General features: G+C 42.2%; 16 protein-coding genes. 12 read left to right on the top strand and 4 right to left on the bottom strand.

All coding sequences use genetic code 11. The features are described 5' to 3' along the window. The first annotated feature begins 43 nt into the window (after window positions 1-43). On the top strand, window positions 44-1309 hold the full coding sequence (gene yjeH / locus DZ860_RS01270) for an L-methionine/branched-chain amino acid transporter (RefSeq protein ID WP_120029098.1): 1266 nt from the start codon (window positions 44-46) through the stop codon (window positions 1307-1309). Here the strand turns inward: yjeH and pdxR are convergent. Then, window positions 1306-2727 carry a MocR-like pyridoxine biosynthesis transcription factor PdxR gene (gene pdxR, locus DZ860_RS01265; protein ID WP_120029097.1) on the bottom strand — a complete coding sequence of 474 codons (1422 nt, stop codon included), beginning with the start codon at window positions 2725-2727 and terminating at the stop codon, window positions 1306-1308. The two genes, yjeH and pdxR, sit on opposite strands and share 4 nt — an antisense overlap. Before the next feature lie 95 nt (window positions 2728-2822). Here pdxR and DZ860_RS01260 point away from each other — a divergent pair, with 95 nt between their 5' ends. Next, window positions 2823-3479, top strand: coding sequence for a pyridoxamine 5'-phosphate oxidase family protein (locus DZ860_RS01260; protein ID WP_120029096.1), 657 nt, complete (start codon window positions 2823-2825; stop codon window positions 3477-3479). A gap of 4 nt (window positions 3480-3483) precedes the next feature. Here the strand turns inward: DZ860_RS01260 and DZ860_RS01255 are convergent, their stop codons facing one another. After that, entirely contained in the window at window positions 3484-4488 is a 1005-nt protein-coding gene (locus DZ860_RS01255; protein ID WP_120029095.1) for an AraC family transcriptional regulator, read from the bottom strand. 114 nt (window positions 4489-4602) lie between these two features. Between DZ860_RS01255 and DZ860_RS01250 the strand changes: the two genes are divergently transcribed. The 10 genes from DZ860_RS01250 (at window position 4603) to DZ860_RS01205 (ending at window position 15431) form a co-directional block, all read left to right on the top strand. Then, window positions 4603-4938 carry an MFS transporter gene (locus DZ860_RS01250; protein ID WP_120029094.1) on the top strand — a complete coding sequence of 112 codons (336 nt, stop codon included), beginning with the start codon at window positions 4603-4605 and terminating at the stop codon, window positions 4936-4938. Further along, a complete protein-coding gene (locus DZ860_RS01245) occupies window positions 4938-6161 on the top strand; it encodes an HlyD family secretion protein (RefSeq protein ID WP_120029093.1) in 1224 nt (407 codons plus the stop codon). The genes DZ860_RS01250 and DZ860_RS01245 overlap by 1 nt, the downstream gene beginning before the upstream one ends. 1085 nt (window positions 6162-7246) lie before the next feature. Continuing rightward, window positions 7247-8485 carry a cytosine permease gene (gene codB, locus DZ860_RS01240; RefSeq protein ID WP_120029092.1) on the top strand — a complete coding sequence of 413 codons (1239 nt, stop codon included), beginning with the start codon at window positions 7247-7249 and terminating at the stop codon, window positions 8483-8485. 9 nt (window positions 8486-8494) lie between these two features. Further along, window positions 8495-9772: a cytosine deaminase gene (locus DZ860_RS01235; protein WP_120029091.1), complete on the top strand. Its 1278-nt coding sequence runs from the start codon at window positions 8495-8497 to the stop codon at window positions 9770-9772. A 334-nt stretch (window positions 9773-10106) separates the two neighbouring features. After that, complete coding sequence (locus DZ860_RS01230; protein WP_120029090.1) at window positions 10107-10559, top strand: dCMP deaminase family protein; 453 nt, start codon at window positions 10107-10109, stop codon at window positions 10557-10559. 578 nt (window positions 10560-11137) lie between these two features. Beyond that, window positions 11138-12571 (top strand): glyceraldehyde-3-phosphate dehydrogenase, encoded by a 1434-nt coding sequence (locus DZ860_RS01225; protein ID WP_120029089.1) that lies wholly within the window; start codon window positions 11138-11140, stop codon window positions 12569-12571. 175 nt (window positions 12572-12746) lie between these two features. Further along, a complete protein-coding gene (locus DZ860_RS01220) occupies window positions 12747-12980 on the top strand; it encodes a hypothetical protein (protein WP_120029088.1) in 234 nt (77 codons plus the stop codon). Window positions 12981-13206: 226 nt separating this feature from the next. Continuing rightward, the gene (locus DZ860_RS01215) at window positions 13207-13692 is read left to right on the top strand and encodes an acyl-CoA thioesterase (protein ID WP_120029087.1); all 486 of its coding nucleotides are present in this window, start codon (window positions 13207-13209) and stop codon (window positions 13690-13692) included. A 139-nt stretch (window positions 13693-13831) separates the two neighbouring features. After that, window positions 13832-14077, top strand: coding sequence for a hypothetical protein (locus tag DZ860_RS01210; RefSeq protein ID WP_120029086.1), 246 nt, complete (start codon window positions 13832-13834; stop codon window positions 14075-14077). Window positions 14078-14807: 730 nt separating this feature from the next. Next, window positions 14808-15431, top strand: coding sequence for a sugar O-acetyltransferase (locus DZ860_RS01205; protein ID WP_243641784.1), 624 nt, complete (start codon window positions 14808-14810; stop codon window positions 15429-15431). Between the two features lie 63 nt (window positions 15432-15494). Here DZ860_RS01205 and DZ860_RS01200 read toward each other — a convergent pair whose 3' ends face one another. Both DZ860_RS01200 and DZ860_RS01195 read right to left on the bottom strand, forming a co-directional pair. Next, entirely contained in the window at window positions 15495-16016 is a 522-nt protein-coding gene (locus DZ860_RS01200; RefSeq protein WP_120029084.1) for an RNA methyltransferase, read from the bottom strand. Between the two features lie 247 nt (window positions 16017-16263). Continuing rightward, window positions 16264-17001, bottom strand: a complete 738-nt coding sequence (locus tag DZ860_RS01195) for a class I SAM-dependent methyltransferase (protein WP_120029083.1) — start codon at window positions 16999-17001, stop codon at window positions 16264-16266.

Below are 17001 nucleotides of genomic sequence, written 5' to 3'. Positions count from 1 at the left end.
GTCCGGTCAATCAATTGGCTGTATTCATTATGGAGCTTAAGGAATGAGCCAGTTAAAACAAGAAATCACTTTGCAGTCCGGAATAGGTCAACTTTCAACGACATTATTAGGAACTGGATTGTTCATGGTACCCGCTATTGTTGCAGGTATTGCCGGCCAATATTCTCTTTGGGCGTGGTTGCTACTTTTCGTCGCTATTTGTCCCATCGCACTCACCTTTGCCAAATTGGGTAAGTCCTATCCCAATGCCGGCGGAACCGCATTCTTTGTTCGCCAAGCTTTTAATCAAAAGCTCGAAAAAAGTGTCGCATGGCTATTTATGAGTATTATTCCTGTCGGTGTACCCGCTGCGATTGCGCTTACCGGCGGTTTTTTACAGCAATTATTACCCTCAGGGCTCGACTCACCACTGATAGCGCAGGTATTAACTATCGCATTGCTCATGCTTGTCAGCTTAGCCGGAAGCAAATCCTCAGGTCGATTACAAATGGGGATCGCTCTGAGTATTTTTGCTTTGGTCATCAGTTTTTGGATTCGTGGAGATATCACGCCTCAAGATATCACTATGCCCACTTTAAGCTTTGATGAGGGGGCAAAAATTGGTGCAGCCCTTGCTGTCATGTTTTGGTGCTTTGTCGGCATTGAAGCATTTGCCCACATGGGAGAAGAGTTTAAAAACCCACAACGAGATTTTCCTATCGCAATCATTATTGGAAGCTTCGTCGCAGGAGCTGTGTATTGGGCATGCTCTGTTGTCATTTTAAAATTTGGTGCTTATGGGACACCGGAATTCGATACGGCATCCATTCCCTGGCTTTCAGAGCAATTATTTGGTCCTGAGTTTAAGCTACTCATTAGCGTCTTAGGCTTCTCTGCTTGCTTTGCTAGCATCAACTTATACACACAAAGCCTTGCTCGTATGCTTTGGGCACAAGCACGAGACTACCGTCCCGGTAGTGGTATGGCGCGATTATCATCTCGAGGGGTACCAGCAAACGCCACTTTTGCAATCGGAGCTGTATTAACCTTTTCCTGTGTAGCAGGCGCACTTTCAAATTTAGATCTCGAATTTTTTGTCAAACTCGCCAACAGCGTTTTCGTATTGATTTATCTACTCGCAATGGTTGCCGCGGTGAAACTACTCACAGGCTTAAGTCGAGCACTCGCTGTCATCGCCTTGATATTATGTACGATCGTCTTTTTATGTCTTGGTTGGTCGATGCTCTATGCACTCAGTATTTTCGGTATTCTGTTACTCCCATGGGGAAAATGGCGCTCAACTTACATGACTCCAACCACTGATTCTTAATGCGAAAATAATCGAGCCAATGTTTTAATTATTGGCTCGATTTGTTCAAGTGCGACATTTCCAAAGCCTAATATGACTGCCTGCCAAGTTCGTTTTTCTGGCGCTGCACTCTCATAATAACTCAGCGGTCTTATCGTTATCCCCTGCGCTAATGCGCTTTCAACAAAATCCTGTTCCCTTGGCCCCTGAGTCCAGCGAAAAGTGATATGAAGCCCCGCTGGTTGGCTAATAATTTCAACCTGATCCGCAAAATGTTTTGTGATCGCCCTTTCCATTGCGAGATACTTTTCTTTGTACACACGACGCATTTTTCGCACATGCCTAATTAACTCCCCACTTGCAATGAAATCAGCCAAGGCTGCTTGTGTATGTGTCGGTGAATCTCCAGTTAATGCATCTTTTATCTCGATACAAGGCTCCACTAAATGCTCAGGAACAATCATGTACCCTAACCGTAACCCATTGAACATAACCTTGCTCAAAGACCCAATGTAGATAACACGGTCATTTGCACTGACCTGAGCTGCGAGTCCTTGTAGACTCGGATAAGGTCGATGAGAAAACTGAAATTCACTGTCATAATCATCCTCGATAATCCAGCCGTTACGCGCTTTTGCCCACTCAATCAACTGTAATCTCTGGGGCAAATCTAAATGCGTTCCCATTGGATATTGATTGCTCGGGGTAATGTATAGCGCCGACGCGGATGATTGACTTAACATATCAATATCAAGTCCATGGCGAGGATGAACCGCAATGGTTTCAAACGAATGTCCAAACAAAGAGAGCACCTTAACCATTTGCGTATAACCAGGTTGTTCCATAGCAAAATGACGCTGGGTAGCCCCTATCGCCAATGTTGTTATAGTCAGTGCCTGTTGCGCACCTGAGGTAATAATGATTTGTTGCGGGCTGCATTGGACTGAACGGCTTGTAGAAAGGTATTCGCAAAGAGCAACCCTCAATTCTTCAAGACCTTGTATCGACTGATTTCCTAACAATAAACGTCGTGAATGATGCCTTGCGACCAAACGTTGCCATTTTTGAATCGGAAATTGTGCTAAGTCCGGAACACCCGGTGAAAACGGTTGATTAAAACTCAACGTTTCATCGTTCGGTGTCGGACTAGGCGGCGTATTTTTCGCGGGGAGGAATGTCTCAGGCAGCTCTACTGCAACAAAAAAACCAGAGCCTTTTTGGCTATTTATGTACCCCTCAGCACACAGTTGCTCGTAAGCAAAAATTACCGTATTTCGACTAATCCCCAGCTCTGTCGCAAGCCTTCTTGTGGCAGGAAGACGGGCCCCTTTAGGCCACAACTGCGCCACGATCTTTTGCCGAATAGCATCAAACAAAGCCTGCTGCTTATTTTTTCCTGAATCTGAAAGAGTTAAATCACTGGCATCAATTAACGACAAAATTGGATCCACGTATTATTTGAAATTGGCACTTATTTTGATACCAAAATATCGATATTTTACCGCCATAGCAAACAAATAAAAGGGAACCTACGATGCTTTCAAATACAAAACGAACTGAAATTAAAAAAGGGGCACATAAGGCCATTTATGAACAAGAAGCTCTTTATAGCATCATAGATGAATCACTCATTGCTCATATTGGGGTTATGACGAATAACACCCCTACTGTCATTCCTATGCTTGCGTGGCGCGTTGATAACCATGTTTATGTTCATGGCGCTAATAACAGTCGCCTAATGCGATTATTAAAAAATGAAGCATCTTGCTGTCTTACATTTACCCTATTTGATGGCTGGGTACTTGCTCGTTCGGCGTTTCATCATAGTGCGCACTTTCGTTCTGCCGTTATTTATGGCCAATTTGCCACGATTGATGACAATAAAGAGAAAGATCGGCTGCTCAATATATTTTTAGAACAGATCGCCCCAGGTCGAATTGAACACGTTCGTTTAGGAAATAAAAAAGAGCTCAGCGCAACGACGCTATTAGCCATTCAACTTAACGAGGCGTCAGTAAAAATTGGCGCCTCTGGAGTGAATGATGAAGCAAAAGATCTAGACATTCCGGTATGGGCCGGCATTTTGCCCTATCGAACAGTTGTGGGGCCACTAGAACCTGTATCTGATCTTGCTGATGGTATTGAGACCCCAGACTACAGCACAGCCTATCCTGAACGTTGGTTCGAATAACAATTTACGGGACATAAAATCTTTGTAAAAACTGTTGAGGGGTTACTCCTCTTTGCTTTTTAAACATCCGGTTGAAACTAGCAAGTGAGTGGTAGCCCAACCGCCGAGCAATCTCTTCTATCGGCACTGCTTTCGCCATTAAGGCAACGGCTGCATTGCTCAGCACATAGGCGGAAACTTGGGTAAAACTCATGCCTAAGCTGTGCAATCGGCGTTGAAACTGCTGATTAGACATTCCAAGTAGACTCGATGCTCGTTCCACGGTTGGTAGCCCATAGTGACAACTATAATTAACAATCTCGTAGATCGTTTTTATCTCATCTTCCGGCTCTGGCATATTAAATAAATCATCAAGATCAGCGAAGTTAAGCGATAGCCTACGCTGATCTTGAGTCTTCGTCAGACGAGTCGTTAATCGCAAATCAGAATGAAACCAAACTTCGGTATTGGTATGGTTCCATTCAACATCACAGCCAAAAAATTGCGTGTATTTTTCTCTGTTTTGGCGAATACCCGGTAGCATAATTCGCATAGGTGAGAAGCTATCCCCTACGTACTCTCGCAATACTTTAGTTAAAAACACCGCTAAGCGAACGCCATCATGTACTTTGCAGTGGGGTTCTATAAATGGATTATGGTAGGTCCATTTTATGATATTGCCACTTTGCGAACCGGATAAAAAGGCACCGGATTGCAGTACATTTAACCCATAATTTACGCGCCGAATGGTCGATGCGAGATCGACACTCGACATCATCCAACGTGATAAAGATCCAAATTGGTTCGGGTTGATGCTCTGAGTCGAATCCAAAATTATATCTGGATTATTCGTATGCTGTTCAAGTGCGTTAAGCCAAACATTAATTTCCGATAAGGGTATTAATGTCATGGGTTGTTCAAAGATAGAGTCAGGCACACCCAAGCTATTCGGTTCTAGTTGGTAACGTCGTTTCGTGTATAGGTGAGTATCCCTTACTCCCAACGCACGAATAAATCGAATCTTTTGCATAACAGATTAAATCGTTTAATAGCAGTATTTGACTAAATCTGTCACATAAAACGACATCGAGCAAATTTTATCGACAATAGTCAGTTCCTATTTTATAAACAGGTTTTTTTCTTAATGAGTCTATTGAGTGTCCCCTTTGTTGGAACGGGTGTAGATACCACACTACACGTGATTGCTGCGGTTGTTATGATCGCGACCATCGCAGCCGTCATCATCGGTTTCTGGAAGTTTCACGAATTACCCATCCATAAAGCACACAGCAAAAATCATCATCAGCTTAGTTTAATAACCGCACTCACTTGGATTGGTTTTCTCTGGCATTGGGTTTGGGTTCTGGCGGTCATTGTAGCATTTGTTGACCTTGATAAAGCCATCATCCATTTGCGTGACACATGGCGACAAGATAGTCCCCCTCCTCAAAAAAACCAACCGCAAGTGGAGGAACAATAATGTTAGAAGGTTTAGCTGTATGGGCTCTATTCATATATTTATTGCGTTTAGTAGGCATGCCGTGGAATAAATTTTCTCAATTATTTGCTTATTTGGGGGGCGTATCATGGCTAATGTTTGTCTGGGTTGGGTTAATAAATTACACACCAATGGACCTTTCTGGAGGCTCCGTGGTCCAATCGCCGCATATTCAACTTAGACCCGATTCCCCTAACGTTACTGGGAAAGTGGACAAAATCCATATTTCGCCTAATCAGGATGTCAAAGCTGGTCAGCTAATCTATGAGATCGATGATACTCAATATCAAATTGCGTTAAATCAGGCTGCTGCTGCGGAACAATCTGCTCACGTTGCTCTAGATGTCTCATATCAAGATGTTGAAATTGCAACCGCAAATTATCAATCTCTCTTGCAAGACATCAACACAACCCGAAGTCAACTTAAGACAGCCAAAGCAGACTATGAGCTACAGCATAAAATGCTACAGCGCTATGAAGAGCAAAATCGCGTTGTTGATAACACCATCACAGCCAGCGATATCGATCGCCAAAAAACAACCGTCATTAAGGCGATGCACAATATCGATACGATTGAATCACAACTAGAAACTAAGCGTGTTGATGCGACTAAAGCAAACCTTGCTATCAACAAAGCAAAGCTATCGATTAAAACAAGAGAGAGCGAACTGCAAACCGCGCAGGAAAAGCGAGCGAAAGCCCAATGGGATCTCACCAGCACTAAGGTTTATGCACCCACCGACGGTTTTGTCACCAACTTTATTTTAAGAGAAGGTCAGCGTGTCTCTTACGTGCCACGTATACAGATGTATACCAATGAAAAATATGTGCTTATGCGGGTAAATCACCAAGCAATACGCAACATTAAGCCTGGGCAAACTGCGGAGTTTTCCTCTTCTGTCTATCCTGGGAAAATATTCTCAGCGCAGGTAGAGGGAATCGTTGAGGCGACGGGAGAATCACAAGGTAACTTATTAGGTATCGATCCCTCTGTACGCACGACAACTGGTAAAAACTTACAAAACAAACACCACTTTGTCCGTTTGAAAATAGAAGAGACCGACAATTATGATATTCCTGTGGGCTCGGTTGGACTGGCGTGGGTAAGTGGTGAAAAGCCAATCAGTTTCCTTAACTTCTTGGATGTGATCCGCGGCATCATTATCCGAATGAAGTCACAACTCTATTACTTCTATTCAATTTAAGGGGAATGATTGGGGCTTAGGGGACTTTCATTACATAACGTCTACTTATATTTTCAAGTTCACTGAGGATGAGAAATGAGCCCTTACTGTCTTATATATCATTAGCAAATATATTAATTTCGCATTTTGCATTTGTAATTTGCAAATCATTGTACAAAAAAACGACAAAATTTCGACGTTTAGCCCATTTTTCTGACTATAAAATTTGGCACATAACATGCTAGTATAAATACGACCCTTATTAAGCCGAGGGTCACCTAGCCAACTGACGTTGTTAGTGAACCTATCTTGTTCACGAATAAATAAGCCAATCGCAAACATTGTGGTTGGCTCTTTTTTTATCTATTCATTTCTACCTGGCAATAACACTGTTCATCGATATCCGTTCAACAGCATCAACATATCTATCTATCTAATAGCCTGATGTAGTGGAAACCTTTATGCCCATCTTGTAGGATCTCGTATTTGGCAAATGGTGCCAATGACTTAACATTGCAGCAATGCTAGCTACGTCAGAGCACTCAAGGCCATAGCAATATTTTGCACATGAGATTCTGCTTGTCGTTAAGGCCCCCACTTTGGTTCACCTCGTGATATTGAAATCCAATTTATCTATTAATTTCGAGGTGTAACCCATCGACTTAACACAGAATTATGCGCGCTTAACATCAAACTCCATATAAAACCAACAAAAACCACAACAAACCCGTAGACAACCACCGTAGCTCTCTATTTAACTTAACCAATATCTTTTAAGCTCGAACGACAACGTTTGCCAAAAAGATCAAACACGACAATCTCGCTATCAACGTTCTATTATTGGCACTTCATAACAAAACGCACCCTTAGGAACATTTACACCAAGATTTGTTATCGAATTAGCTAGAGCAAACGAATGCGCATTGAAAAAATATAACTAGCACAATAAACCTAACCAACTGTTTTTAAATGATTAGTTTTTATAAAGCAAAAATTAACCATTTTACTGACAAAAAACTCATTGACTATGAGATTTACATCACCATAATACGCGCCGTTTACCCATAATTTGCGAACTATATTCAATTTTCTTTGTGGAGGTATAAATGGCGTCGGACAATAACTACAGCCTTGGCCCAGTTCCAATGGCAGCCAGAAAAGGTGTCACTTCTCTAACCATGGTTATGTTGGGGCTCACTTTTTTCTCTGCAAGTATGTGGACAGGTGGTTCACTTGGTACCGGACTTTCTTATAACGATTTCTTCCTCGCGGTTCTCATTGGTAACCTCATTCTCGGTATTTACACTTCTTTCCTCGGCTACATCGGCGCTTCAACTGGTCTCTCTACTCATCTTCTTGCTCGTTTCTCTTTTGGCTCTAAAGGCTCATGGCTTCCCTCTGCATTACTTGGTGGTACCCAAGTTGGTTGGTTCGGTGTTGGCGTCGCTATGTTCGCCATCCCTGTTCATAAGGCAACTGGCATCGACACCAATATTCTGATTGTACTATCTGGTCTTTTGATGACGGCGACCGTTTACTTTGGTATTTCTGCGTTGATGATTCTTTCCGCGATCGCCGTCCCAGCGATTGCTATTCTAGGTGGCTATTCTGTTGTCGAAGCCATCAATAGCATTGGTGGCGTTGAACAGCTAAAAACCATTGAACCAGAACAACCTATTGATTTTTCAGTCGCCCTTGCCATGGTAGTCGGCTCATTTGTGAGTGCAGGTACATTAACCGCTGATTTCGTCCGATTTGGCAAAAAACCTATGAACGCTGTAATGATTACTATGGTCGCGTTCTTTATCGGTAACTCTCTCATGTTTATTTTTGGTGCTGCTGGCGCATCGGTAACAGGCCAATCAGACATTTCAGAAGTGATGATTGCACAAGGTCTACTTATTCCCGCCATCATCGTTTTAGGTTTGAACATCTGGACAACTAACGACAATGCTCTTTATGCGTCAGGCCTAGGCTTTTCGAACATCACAGGGCTTCCAAGTAAGCATTTGTCGATGGCGAATGGCGTTATTGGTACACTTTGCGCACTTTGGTTGTACAATAACTTTGTTGGCTGGTTGACTTTCCTTTCTGTCGCTATTCCGCCAATTGGTGGTGTCATCATCGCCGACTTCTTAATGAACCGTAAACGTTACAAAGATTTTGCCAATGCACAGTTTCAAACCGTAAACTGGGCAGGTATCGCTGCGGTCGCGATTGGCGTCGCTGCGGGACATTTTATTCCTGGCATCGTACCTCTCAATGCCGTCCTAGGTGGCGCTATTAGCTACTTAGCTCTCAACCCAATTATTAATAAAAAAACTCTGGCTCAGCAACCAGCGTAAGGAACCATCATGACAACATTACTCATCAAAAACGCAACGCTTCAAGGCCAAGAGGGCCTCAAGCAAATTTTGATTGAAGATGGTCAATTCAAACGTATTGAAGAAAACCATGTCGAATTGAGCTACACCGGCAACGTATTGGATGCTGAAGGTGGATTAGCTGTCGCTCCATTTTGTGAACCACACATTCACCTCGATACCACTCAAACAGCTGGTGAGCCTAGTTGGAACATCTCTGGTACACTTTTCGAGGGTATTGAACGTTGGGCTGAACGTAAACAAACACTTTCTATTGAAGATGTTAAGTCTCGAGCGAAACAAACACTAAAATGGCAAATCGCTAACGGCGTTCAGCATGTTCGTACTCACGTTGATGTGTCTGACCCAACGTTGATTGCACTAAAAGCGATGGTTGAAGTCCGTGAAGAGATGAAGGAGTGGGTAGATATTCAGATCGTAGCATTCCCACAAGAAGGTATTCTTTCTTACCCGAACGGCAAGGAACTACTTGAAGAAGCGGTGAAAATTGGCGCAGACGTTATCGGCGCTATCCCACACTTTGAATTTACTCGTGAATATGGCATCGAATCTCTACATTATGTATTTGAGCTTGCACAAAAATATGACTGTTTGATCGACGTTCACTGTGATGAAATTGATGATGAACAATCACGTTTTGTCGAAACACTAGCGGCTTTGGCGCACAAGTTTGAGATGGGCCATAAAGTAACAGCAAGCCATACAACAGCGATGGGCTCTTACAATGGTGCTTACGCATCACGTCTATTCCGCCTATTGCGTATGTCCGGCATCAACTTTGTCGCTAACCCTTTGGTCAACATTCACTTACAAGGACGCTTTGATGATTATCCTAAGCGTCGTGGTGTGACTCGAGTGAAAGAGATGCTCAATGCTAACATTAACGTCTGCTTTGGCCATGACGATGTGTTCGACCCTTGGTACCCGCTAGGCACTGCGAACATGTTGCAAGTATTACACATGGGTCTGCATGTTTGTCAGGTGATGGGTTACGACCAAATCAATAACGGTCTAGATTTGATCAGTACTAATTCAGCACGCACACTTAACATCCAAGACAAACATGGTGTTGAGGAAGGTAAACCGGGTAGCTTGCTAATTTTGCCTGCTGAAAATGGTTTTGATGCTGTTCGTCGCCAGGTCCCTGTTCGTTACTCAATCCGACACGGTAAAGTGATTGTTGAAACGCAACCTGCAACAACTCAAATTCATTTAGCTCAAACTGAACAGGTCACTTTTCAGCGATAGTCTAGACAATAGAAGCTAAATCGAAACACTAACACCGCTCTCCATTGAGCGGTGTTTTTTCATCCCTAAGTATAACTTTGCTCTGGGTATAACTTTGCTCTGGGCATAACTTTGCTCTGGGCATAACTAGGTTCTTGTAAAAGACTGCTCTATGTATAAAGACCAGTCTATGTATAAACACTGGCTTAAGGCGTAGCTATACACGTTCAAATTACCACTCAATAATAAGCCTATCGCTGACCTACAATTTCAAGCATGACGGGTATACTAACCCGGTATAAAGTGCGATATTATGACCAAATACTAAATTTAAATTCGCTTTGAGGAAGCACCAATGATTTCAAAATGGGCACAACGTTTTTACCAAATGGCTGAACTAGTTGGTTCTTGGAGCAAAGACCCGTCAACGCAAGTTGGCGCAGTCATAACGAAACAGAACCGTATTGTCTCCGTTGGTTTCAATGGTTACCCTCATGGTATTTCTGACAGCGCTTCAACCGATGAACGAGAAATGAAGTATCTAAAAACACTTCATGCAGAAGAAAATGCCATTTTATTTGCCAAAAGAGATCTTGATGGTTGTGAAATTTGGGTAACACACTTCCCTTGCCCAAACTGTGCTGCGAAAATTATTCAAACCGGTATATCTGCGGTTAACTGCCCGGAGCAGACTCCAGACTTTCTTTCTCGCTGGGGAGACAAAATCAAAGTTAGCCAAGAGATGTTTATGCAAGCGAATGTCGCGATCAACTGGCTTCCACTCGATCAATTAGACAATCAAGACTAAGCGTTCAGCGGTGTTATAGACATAAGAGAATGGCAGTGTTGCAAATAAATTGGACCTGCCATTCATCAGCAATTCATGCCTTTATCATCTGTAACTATCTCAAACAGAGCGTTAGCTTTAAAAGTAAATCATCAATATTCCCATTAAAACAATGAGACGTTAAGCGCAGTTTTATAATGCTGTAACGCTGCAATGTTTGTAGAAAAGCGCATTAAAACGCTGATTTAGTACCATTAGAAGAGTTCCATCCCAAAATACTCATTTCTCTATCAGAAACTTAAGTAACCTCACCTTTCAAGGCCAAATAATACACATAACATGTGATCTCAGTATTTTCTAGCGAAAAAAAAGTCGCTTAGTTTTCATTTGTCAATAATCAAAACGAACCTAATATAACCCCGTATATCCCCACAATTCAGCAAGTTAAGCGCTAAACTGCACTGCATTATTTTTACTAGCAGAATAATGCATGACACATTACACTTCTGCCACATAAAAATTACAATAAATTCACCACCAAACCTCTCACAACCTAATTGTGATGAGTCAGCCTAAAACACGTGAAAGGTCAAATGACAATGAGTCCTGAGAAACACCGCCTTGAATGGCAAGAAAGCCAAACGATTGCAGAAACAATTTCCCCCCTACTCGGTCAGCTTTATCGTCAAAAAGGCGTCGAAGTACTACTCTTTGGTAAAACGCTAATCAATGCTGCCACTATCGACATCATTAAAACCCATCGTCTAGCTCGTCATTATACGGGTCAACCGCTAACACTTAGTCAAACGCTACCGCTAATCGAAGCTCTATCAGAAATGACTATTTCCCCATGTCGTGTGGATATCGGTCAACTTGCAGCACAATTCTGGCAGAACCATAGTGATGCTCACGGCGTTAAAGATTTCCTACATACGTCATTAATTGGCGCAATGGATGGCAACACAGTTTCAACTCCAAAAGACGTTGTACTGTATGGCTTCGGTCGTATTGGACGTTTGTTGACTCGTTTATTGGTTGAGAAAAGTGGCGCCGGCTACCCGTTACGTTTGCGTGCTATTGTCGTTCGTGGCGGTCGCAAAGGTGACCTTGAAAAACGTGCAAGTTTACTGCGTCGCGATTCAGTTCATGGTCAATTCGATGGCAGCATTATTGTCGATGAAGAGCGCAAGGCTTTAATTGCAAATGGTAACTTTATTCAAATTATCTATGCGAACAAACCTGAAGAAGTTGATTACACAGCCTACGGCATTAATGATGCGCTTATCGTTGACAATACTGGTGTATGGCGTGACAGTGAGGGCTTAAGCCAACACTTAGCGTGTAACGGTACTTCAAAGGTACTACTCACTGCACCAGGTAAAGGCGACATCAAAAATATCGTGTTCGGTGTAAACGATAATGTGATTTTAGAAGATGATAAAATCATTTCAGCAGCAAGCTGTACAACAAATGCAATTACACCAGCACTAAAAGCCATCAATGACAAGTACGGTATCATATCTGGTCACATTGAAACCGTGCACTCATTCACCAACGATCAGAATTTGATTGATAACTTCCACTCAGGTGAACGTCGTGGTCGCAGCGCATCACTCAATATGGTTCTGACTTCTACAGGCGCAGCAAAAGCGGTATCGAAAGCACTGCCTGAATTAGCTGGCAAACTTACCGGAAATGCTATCCGCGTCCCAACGCCGAACGTATCAATGGCAGTAGCGAATCTGAACCTAAATTCATCAGTAGAACGTGATGAACTAAATCAATACCTACGCGACATTGCAATGAACTCACCACTTGCAGGTCAGATTGATTACACTGAGTCAACAGAAGTCGTTTCAACTGATCTAGTCGGTTCTCGCTTTGCCGGTGTGGTTGATGGCGCAGCAACGATTGCACAAGATAACCGCTGTGTTCTTTATATCTGGTACGACAATGAATTTGGTTATAGCTGCCAAGTCGTTCACTGTATGGAACACATGATGGGCGTCCGCTACAAAACGTTCCCTCAATAAACAGATTTAAACTCCACAACATAATAATTATATCTCATTTATTTTCGCTCCCATCTGGGAGCGTTTTTTTATGCCAAAGATAGTTGAACGTTTTGATGACTATGATGTTCATCTTTCGTTCATCATCACTCGCTTAAGATGAATCCGTTGTTTAGAAAAACATGAGAGACACTCAATGAACAAAGTTATTACCAGCGTTTTTGCACTATTTATTGGCATTTTCACTCTAGTGATGGGCTTATTACTGGCGATTCCGCTTACGATTGTTGCCCTCATCACCGGAAAAAAGATTCAAAAATCATTAAAAGAGCAACAAACAACATTTATGCAACGCGATATCAATCAGACTCCTTTTGGCGATAAAAGTGGCCAGGTGATTGAAGGCGAATACGACGAAGTTAAAAAATAAGCTCGATAATGAGCCCTGATTAGAGAGAGTATTCGTGCTCACGTATCCTCTTTAAAATTTTATTGTGCTCCAAGACCAATTCGCTTGGTTTACTGATTGCGTAATAAGCGTTCTCTTGTCACTCTATCGAAGAAAATAAACGGTTTTGATACACTCGCTTAACATACGAGGTTAATACCAATAAACCACACAGTTTTCTTCAAAATAACGAGAACAAGGGAAAATAATGAGTACTAAAATACGCGATGTGACATTACGTTTTTTAGCTGAGCCTAGCGATGTAAACTTTGGTGGGAAAGTGCACGGCGGAGCCGTTATGAAATGGGTGGATTTAGCGGCTTATGCCTGTGCCGCAGGTTGGAGTGGGAAATACTGTATCACAGCCTATGCTGGTGGTATTCGTTTCGTCCAACCTATCCATGTTGGAAACCTCGTCGAAGTCAGCGCCAAAATTATCTACACAGGAAAAAGCTCAATGCATATTGCCATCGATGTGCAAGCCAGTGATCCTAAAGAAAGACAAAACCGCCTGACTACCCACTGTATCGTTATCATGGTCGCTGTAGATGAAGATGGTAAACCAACCTCCGTACCTGAATGGACTCCTACCACAGCTGAAGATATCCACCTGCAAGAGTCTGCTATCAAACTGATGGAAATGCGTAAAACGATAGGAGAACAGATGGAGACTCACGTCAAACATCTAAAATAACGTTCTACGCTCTATTACATTGATAACCCACTAGTAATTTTAAGTACGGTGAATAATTAACGTCATCATCCTGTAATTAATCTTTCATTTAGATATGTTTTAATCCAAATCTCGATGGAACACATTACAGGATGCTCGCGTGAATTCGATAAAGATTACGCTGTGCGAAGCGACGCTAACGAATTTAAAATCGGTTGAATACCAATGGGTCAGATCGATGTATGTCGAGGGGTATCGTAACCACGAAATTAATCACTATATTAATCAATGCTTTGGCGGAGATGCTGTATTTGCGGATCTGTTTAGAAAAGTGGCCCTTTCTCAAGGAAGTCTATATGTTTTACTGCGCTATGTGGGTAAAGCTCCCTCAAACAAAGAGCTATAAACGCACGAACACGACAATCCCCAGCATCAACCATCAGTTAAGCTAGAGGCACTAGATAGGCGAGCCCCTGTCCTATATTAAAATCATATGTGTATCTTTAAAGATAAACTCGGAGCAGAAAAAAACCCAAGCCAAGCTCGGGTTCTGGTTACAAAAACTGTTAGATCATACAAAGTAAGGAATTAAAGCTAACAGCCAGCTATGCGTAACGCCAGTTTGTACTCTCCTTAACTGATCAGCGGCCAAACCAAATGTGTTAAGTCGAAATACGAGGTCAGCAACATATCGTTGCTTTATTATTATTGTTCACAGCCCAAATCGAAATTTCTCCGATCAATTTGCGCTCTGTTCGTGAATCGTTCCGTGCTTTAATTTACACGACACAATCTATTAACGTTTGAAATTGTACAATAAAAATCAGCAAAGATGCTACCTATAGTTGACTCATATTCCCTTTAGTCTGTCCAACATCACGTGTAACACGCCCGATACGTAATATTTTATGAATGGGACGCTCGTATTTTTACAAGCTTTAAAAACAATAACTTGGATAAACTACATTGATACATACGTTACTATCATCTGATTCACTTCTCATTTACTGAGAAGCGATCTAACAAAGAGCTGCACTCTTATGAATGACTCTATTATTATGCAAAAAACTGGGAATTTGACTGCGTAAAGCACCAACTAACTATCCGCTTTCATTCCTCTACATGACACTGAAGATATGGACATTATGCATCCCCTATACAACACATTTATCGAAAGTACACTGACAGAAAAAGAGAAAATGCTCTCTGGAAAAATCTACAGAACTTGGGATCCCGAGCTTGCTAAGGATAGAGATAATGCAAAGCGACATTGCCATAAATTGAACAACATATGCCCCACTGAACGCGATGCGAGACAAAAAATTATTGCTCAACTAATGCAGGTGACACAAACAGATGCTCACATTGAATCACCGTTCAACTGCGACTTTGGTTACAACATTAAAGTTGGACACTCATTTTACGCCAATCATGGCTGCGTCATTTTAGACTGTGCAACGGTTACTATTGGCAATGGGGTATTGCTTGCTCCGGGCGTCGTGATTGCGACAGCAAGTCACCCTCTCTCTGCAACCAAAAGGGCTGCAGGGGAAGAGTTTGCCTTACCAATCACAATAGGTAATAACGTATGGTTAGGGGCTAACTCGACAGTATGTCCAGGCGTCACAATTGGTGATAACGTTGTTATTGGGGCTGGAAGCGTTGTGTCAAAAGATTTACCAGCCAACACACTTTGCGTTGGGGTACCTGCGAAAGTGATTCGAACATTAACAGATGAAGAACTAGAGAAGAGTGCCTAATTCATCGTCTCTATTTAGTTGGCGGTGCTGTTAAATAGAGACGATCCATAGTGACAATTGTAACTATGCGACTGAGGATGTTTTCACTTGTAAATTATTGCGGTTATCGCGACTGTTCATGATAAGTTCGTCGCCTTGAATCACATTGCTCGATTTTGCTAACCGGTCATATAACAGAACATTGACTGATGCTGCTAAATTCATACAACCTATCGTAGGTACATAAACAACGTGATGAGCTTTATCTGCAACATCTTGCGGGATAGAGCCATCTTCAGGCCCAAAAATATAAATTGCTTTTTCTGGGTGCTCAAAAACAGGTAATGGCGTTGCACCTAACGCAAGCTCAACACAAACAATTTGTGTATCAGGGTCAAGGCCGTCCAATAACGATTCTACCCCTGTCAAAGGAATAGATCGCGTCATGCTCTTAGTGTCGGTCTGAAATTTTGCCGCTTTTTCGTAACGTTGCCCTGTATAGACGACGGCATCTGCTTGATAACAACCCGCTGCACGCATAACGGCACCAACGTTTTCAGGGCTTTTCGGATTCGTTAATCCAATCGTTACATGGCTCTTTTTCATATACCTTTATTACCTTATGTCGAGACAACTCAATACACTGGTTTTGTCTCAAAATCAAAAGGCGGCATTCTAACAGAACCCTTATGATTACTGTACTCTGTTACAACATGTTTATTTACACTGCACCCAGTTCCCTCGAGATACTAGATAATCAATCTCACAGATAAGTCACTACGCCCATAAAAATGGCAGACAACAATTGAATCAGTGACTGATGATCTCCAAGATAAATACCCTAACAATAATCTTATTCATTAGGTTTTACCGCAATCAAAAGGCCGACTCTCTGGTTCTCGATCTGCAAGATTCGTTTTTTGAGGGGACTTAGGTTTCCAAAATCATAACAGTGTGAAGACGCCATTTGCTTGAACCCCGCCATGAGGCATAATTTTCGCCAATAAAGTTCTGAGTGAAAACAAACACCTATACCGGCTGTATTTGCCCCCATTTTTTTGGTCAACGGCGCTAAAACCTTAGAAGCCGTCAAGTTAAACAGGAGTTGTCCTGGACGATCTGATGATGCGGCACCCTCATAGAAATTTTCAAAAATCACAACCATCCCACCCGGTTTTAACATCTTATACGCCTGTATTAATGCGTTTTCTTGTAGATGACAACTGGCCTCATAGGTATCGCTGACAAAATGATGTAACACCCAGTTGAACTGAATTAAATCAAATTCTTGTTCAACTGTGACATTCTGAAATAAATCATGCTTAAGGTGCTTATTCTCATGTGGTACGTTTTTGTTCAGCAAACATGCTTCGGGTTCAACGACGGTAACGTGACAGCCAGAGTAGTGCTTGAGCAATTTGTCCGCATATATACCATTGCCTCCACCCACATCCAAAAAATGAGCCTCTTCTGGAGTATCAAGGTATGCTGACAAAGTTCGTGTAACAAAACCAAACAGCTCCTCATCGATATACTCAGTATCAAAAGCGATGGCTTGCTCTGGCGTCAGCAGCTTAATTGAATCATCCAT

It is taken from the genome of Vibrio sinensis (assembly GCF_003605645.1).
GTDB lineage: Bacteria > Pseudomonadota > Gammaproteobacteria > Enterobacterales > Vibrionaceae > Vibrio > Vibrio sinensis.
Note: the sequence above shows the minus strand (reverse complement) of the source record. Positions and strands in the feature narration are given on the sequence as shown.

Excerpts from the sequence above, each read along its gene's own strand:
- yjeH (WP_120029098.1), top strand. The coding sequence starts at position 44 with ATGAGCCAGTTAAAACAAGAAATCACTTTGCAGTCCGGAATAGGTCAA.
- DZ860_RS01260 (WP_120029096.1), top strand. The coding sequence starts at position 2,823 with ATGCTTTCAAATACAAAACGAACTGAAATTAAAAAAGGGGCACATAAG.
- DZ860_RS01255 (WP_120029095.1), bottom strand. The coding sequence starts at position 4,488 with ATGCAAAAGATTCGATTTATTCGTGCGTTGGGAGTAAGGGATACTCAC.
- DZ860_RS01250 (WP_120029094.1), top strand. The coding sequence starts at position 4,603 with ATGAGTCTATTGAGTGTCCCCTTTGTTGGAACGGGTGTAGATACCACA.
- DZ860_RS01245 (WP_120029093.1), top strand. The coding sequence starts at position 4,938 with ATGTTAGAAGGTTTAGCTGTATGGGCTCTATTCATATATTTATTGCGT.
- codB (WP_120029092.1), top strand. The coding sequence starts at position 7,247 with ATGGCGTCGGACAATAACTACAGCCTTGGCCCAGTTCCAATGGCAGCC.
- DZ860_RS01235 (WP_120029091.1), top strand. The coding sequence starts at position 8,495 with ATGACAACATTACTCATCAAAAACGCAACGCTTCAAGGCCAAGAGGGC.
- DZ860_RS01230 (WP_120029090.1), top strand. The coding sequence starts at position 10,107 with ATGATTTCAAAATGGGCACAACGTTTTTACCAAATGGCTGAACTAGTT.
- DZ860_RS01225 (WP_120029089.1), top strand. The coding sequence starts at position 11,138 with ATGAGTCCTGAGAAACACCGCCTTGAATGGCAAGAAAGCCAAACGATT.
- DZ860_RS01220 (WP_120029088.1), top strand. The coding sequence starts at position 12,747 with ATGAACAAAGTTATTACCAGCGTTTTTGCACTATTTATTGGCATTTTC.
- DZ860_RS01215 (WP_120029087.1), top strand. The coding sequence starts at position 13,207 with ATGAGTACTAAAATACGCGATGTGACATTACGTTTTTTAGCTGAGCCT.
- DZ860_RS01205 (WP_243641784.1), top strand. The coding sequence starts at position 14,808 with ATGGACATTATGCATCCCCTATACAACACATTTATCGAAAGTACACTG.
- DZ860_RS01200 (WP_120029084.1), bottom strand. The coding sequence starts at position 16,016 with ATGAAAAAGAGCCATGTAACGATTGGATTAACGAATCCGAAAAGCCCT.
- DZ860_RS01195 (WP_120029083.1), bottom strand. The coding sequence starts at position 17,001 with ATGGATGATTCAATTAAGCTGCTGACGCCAGAGCAAGCCATCGCTTTT.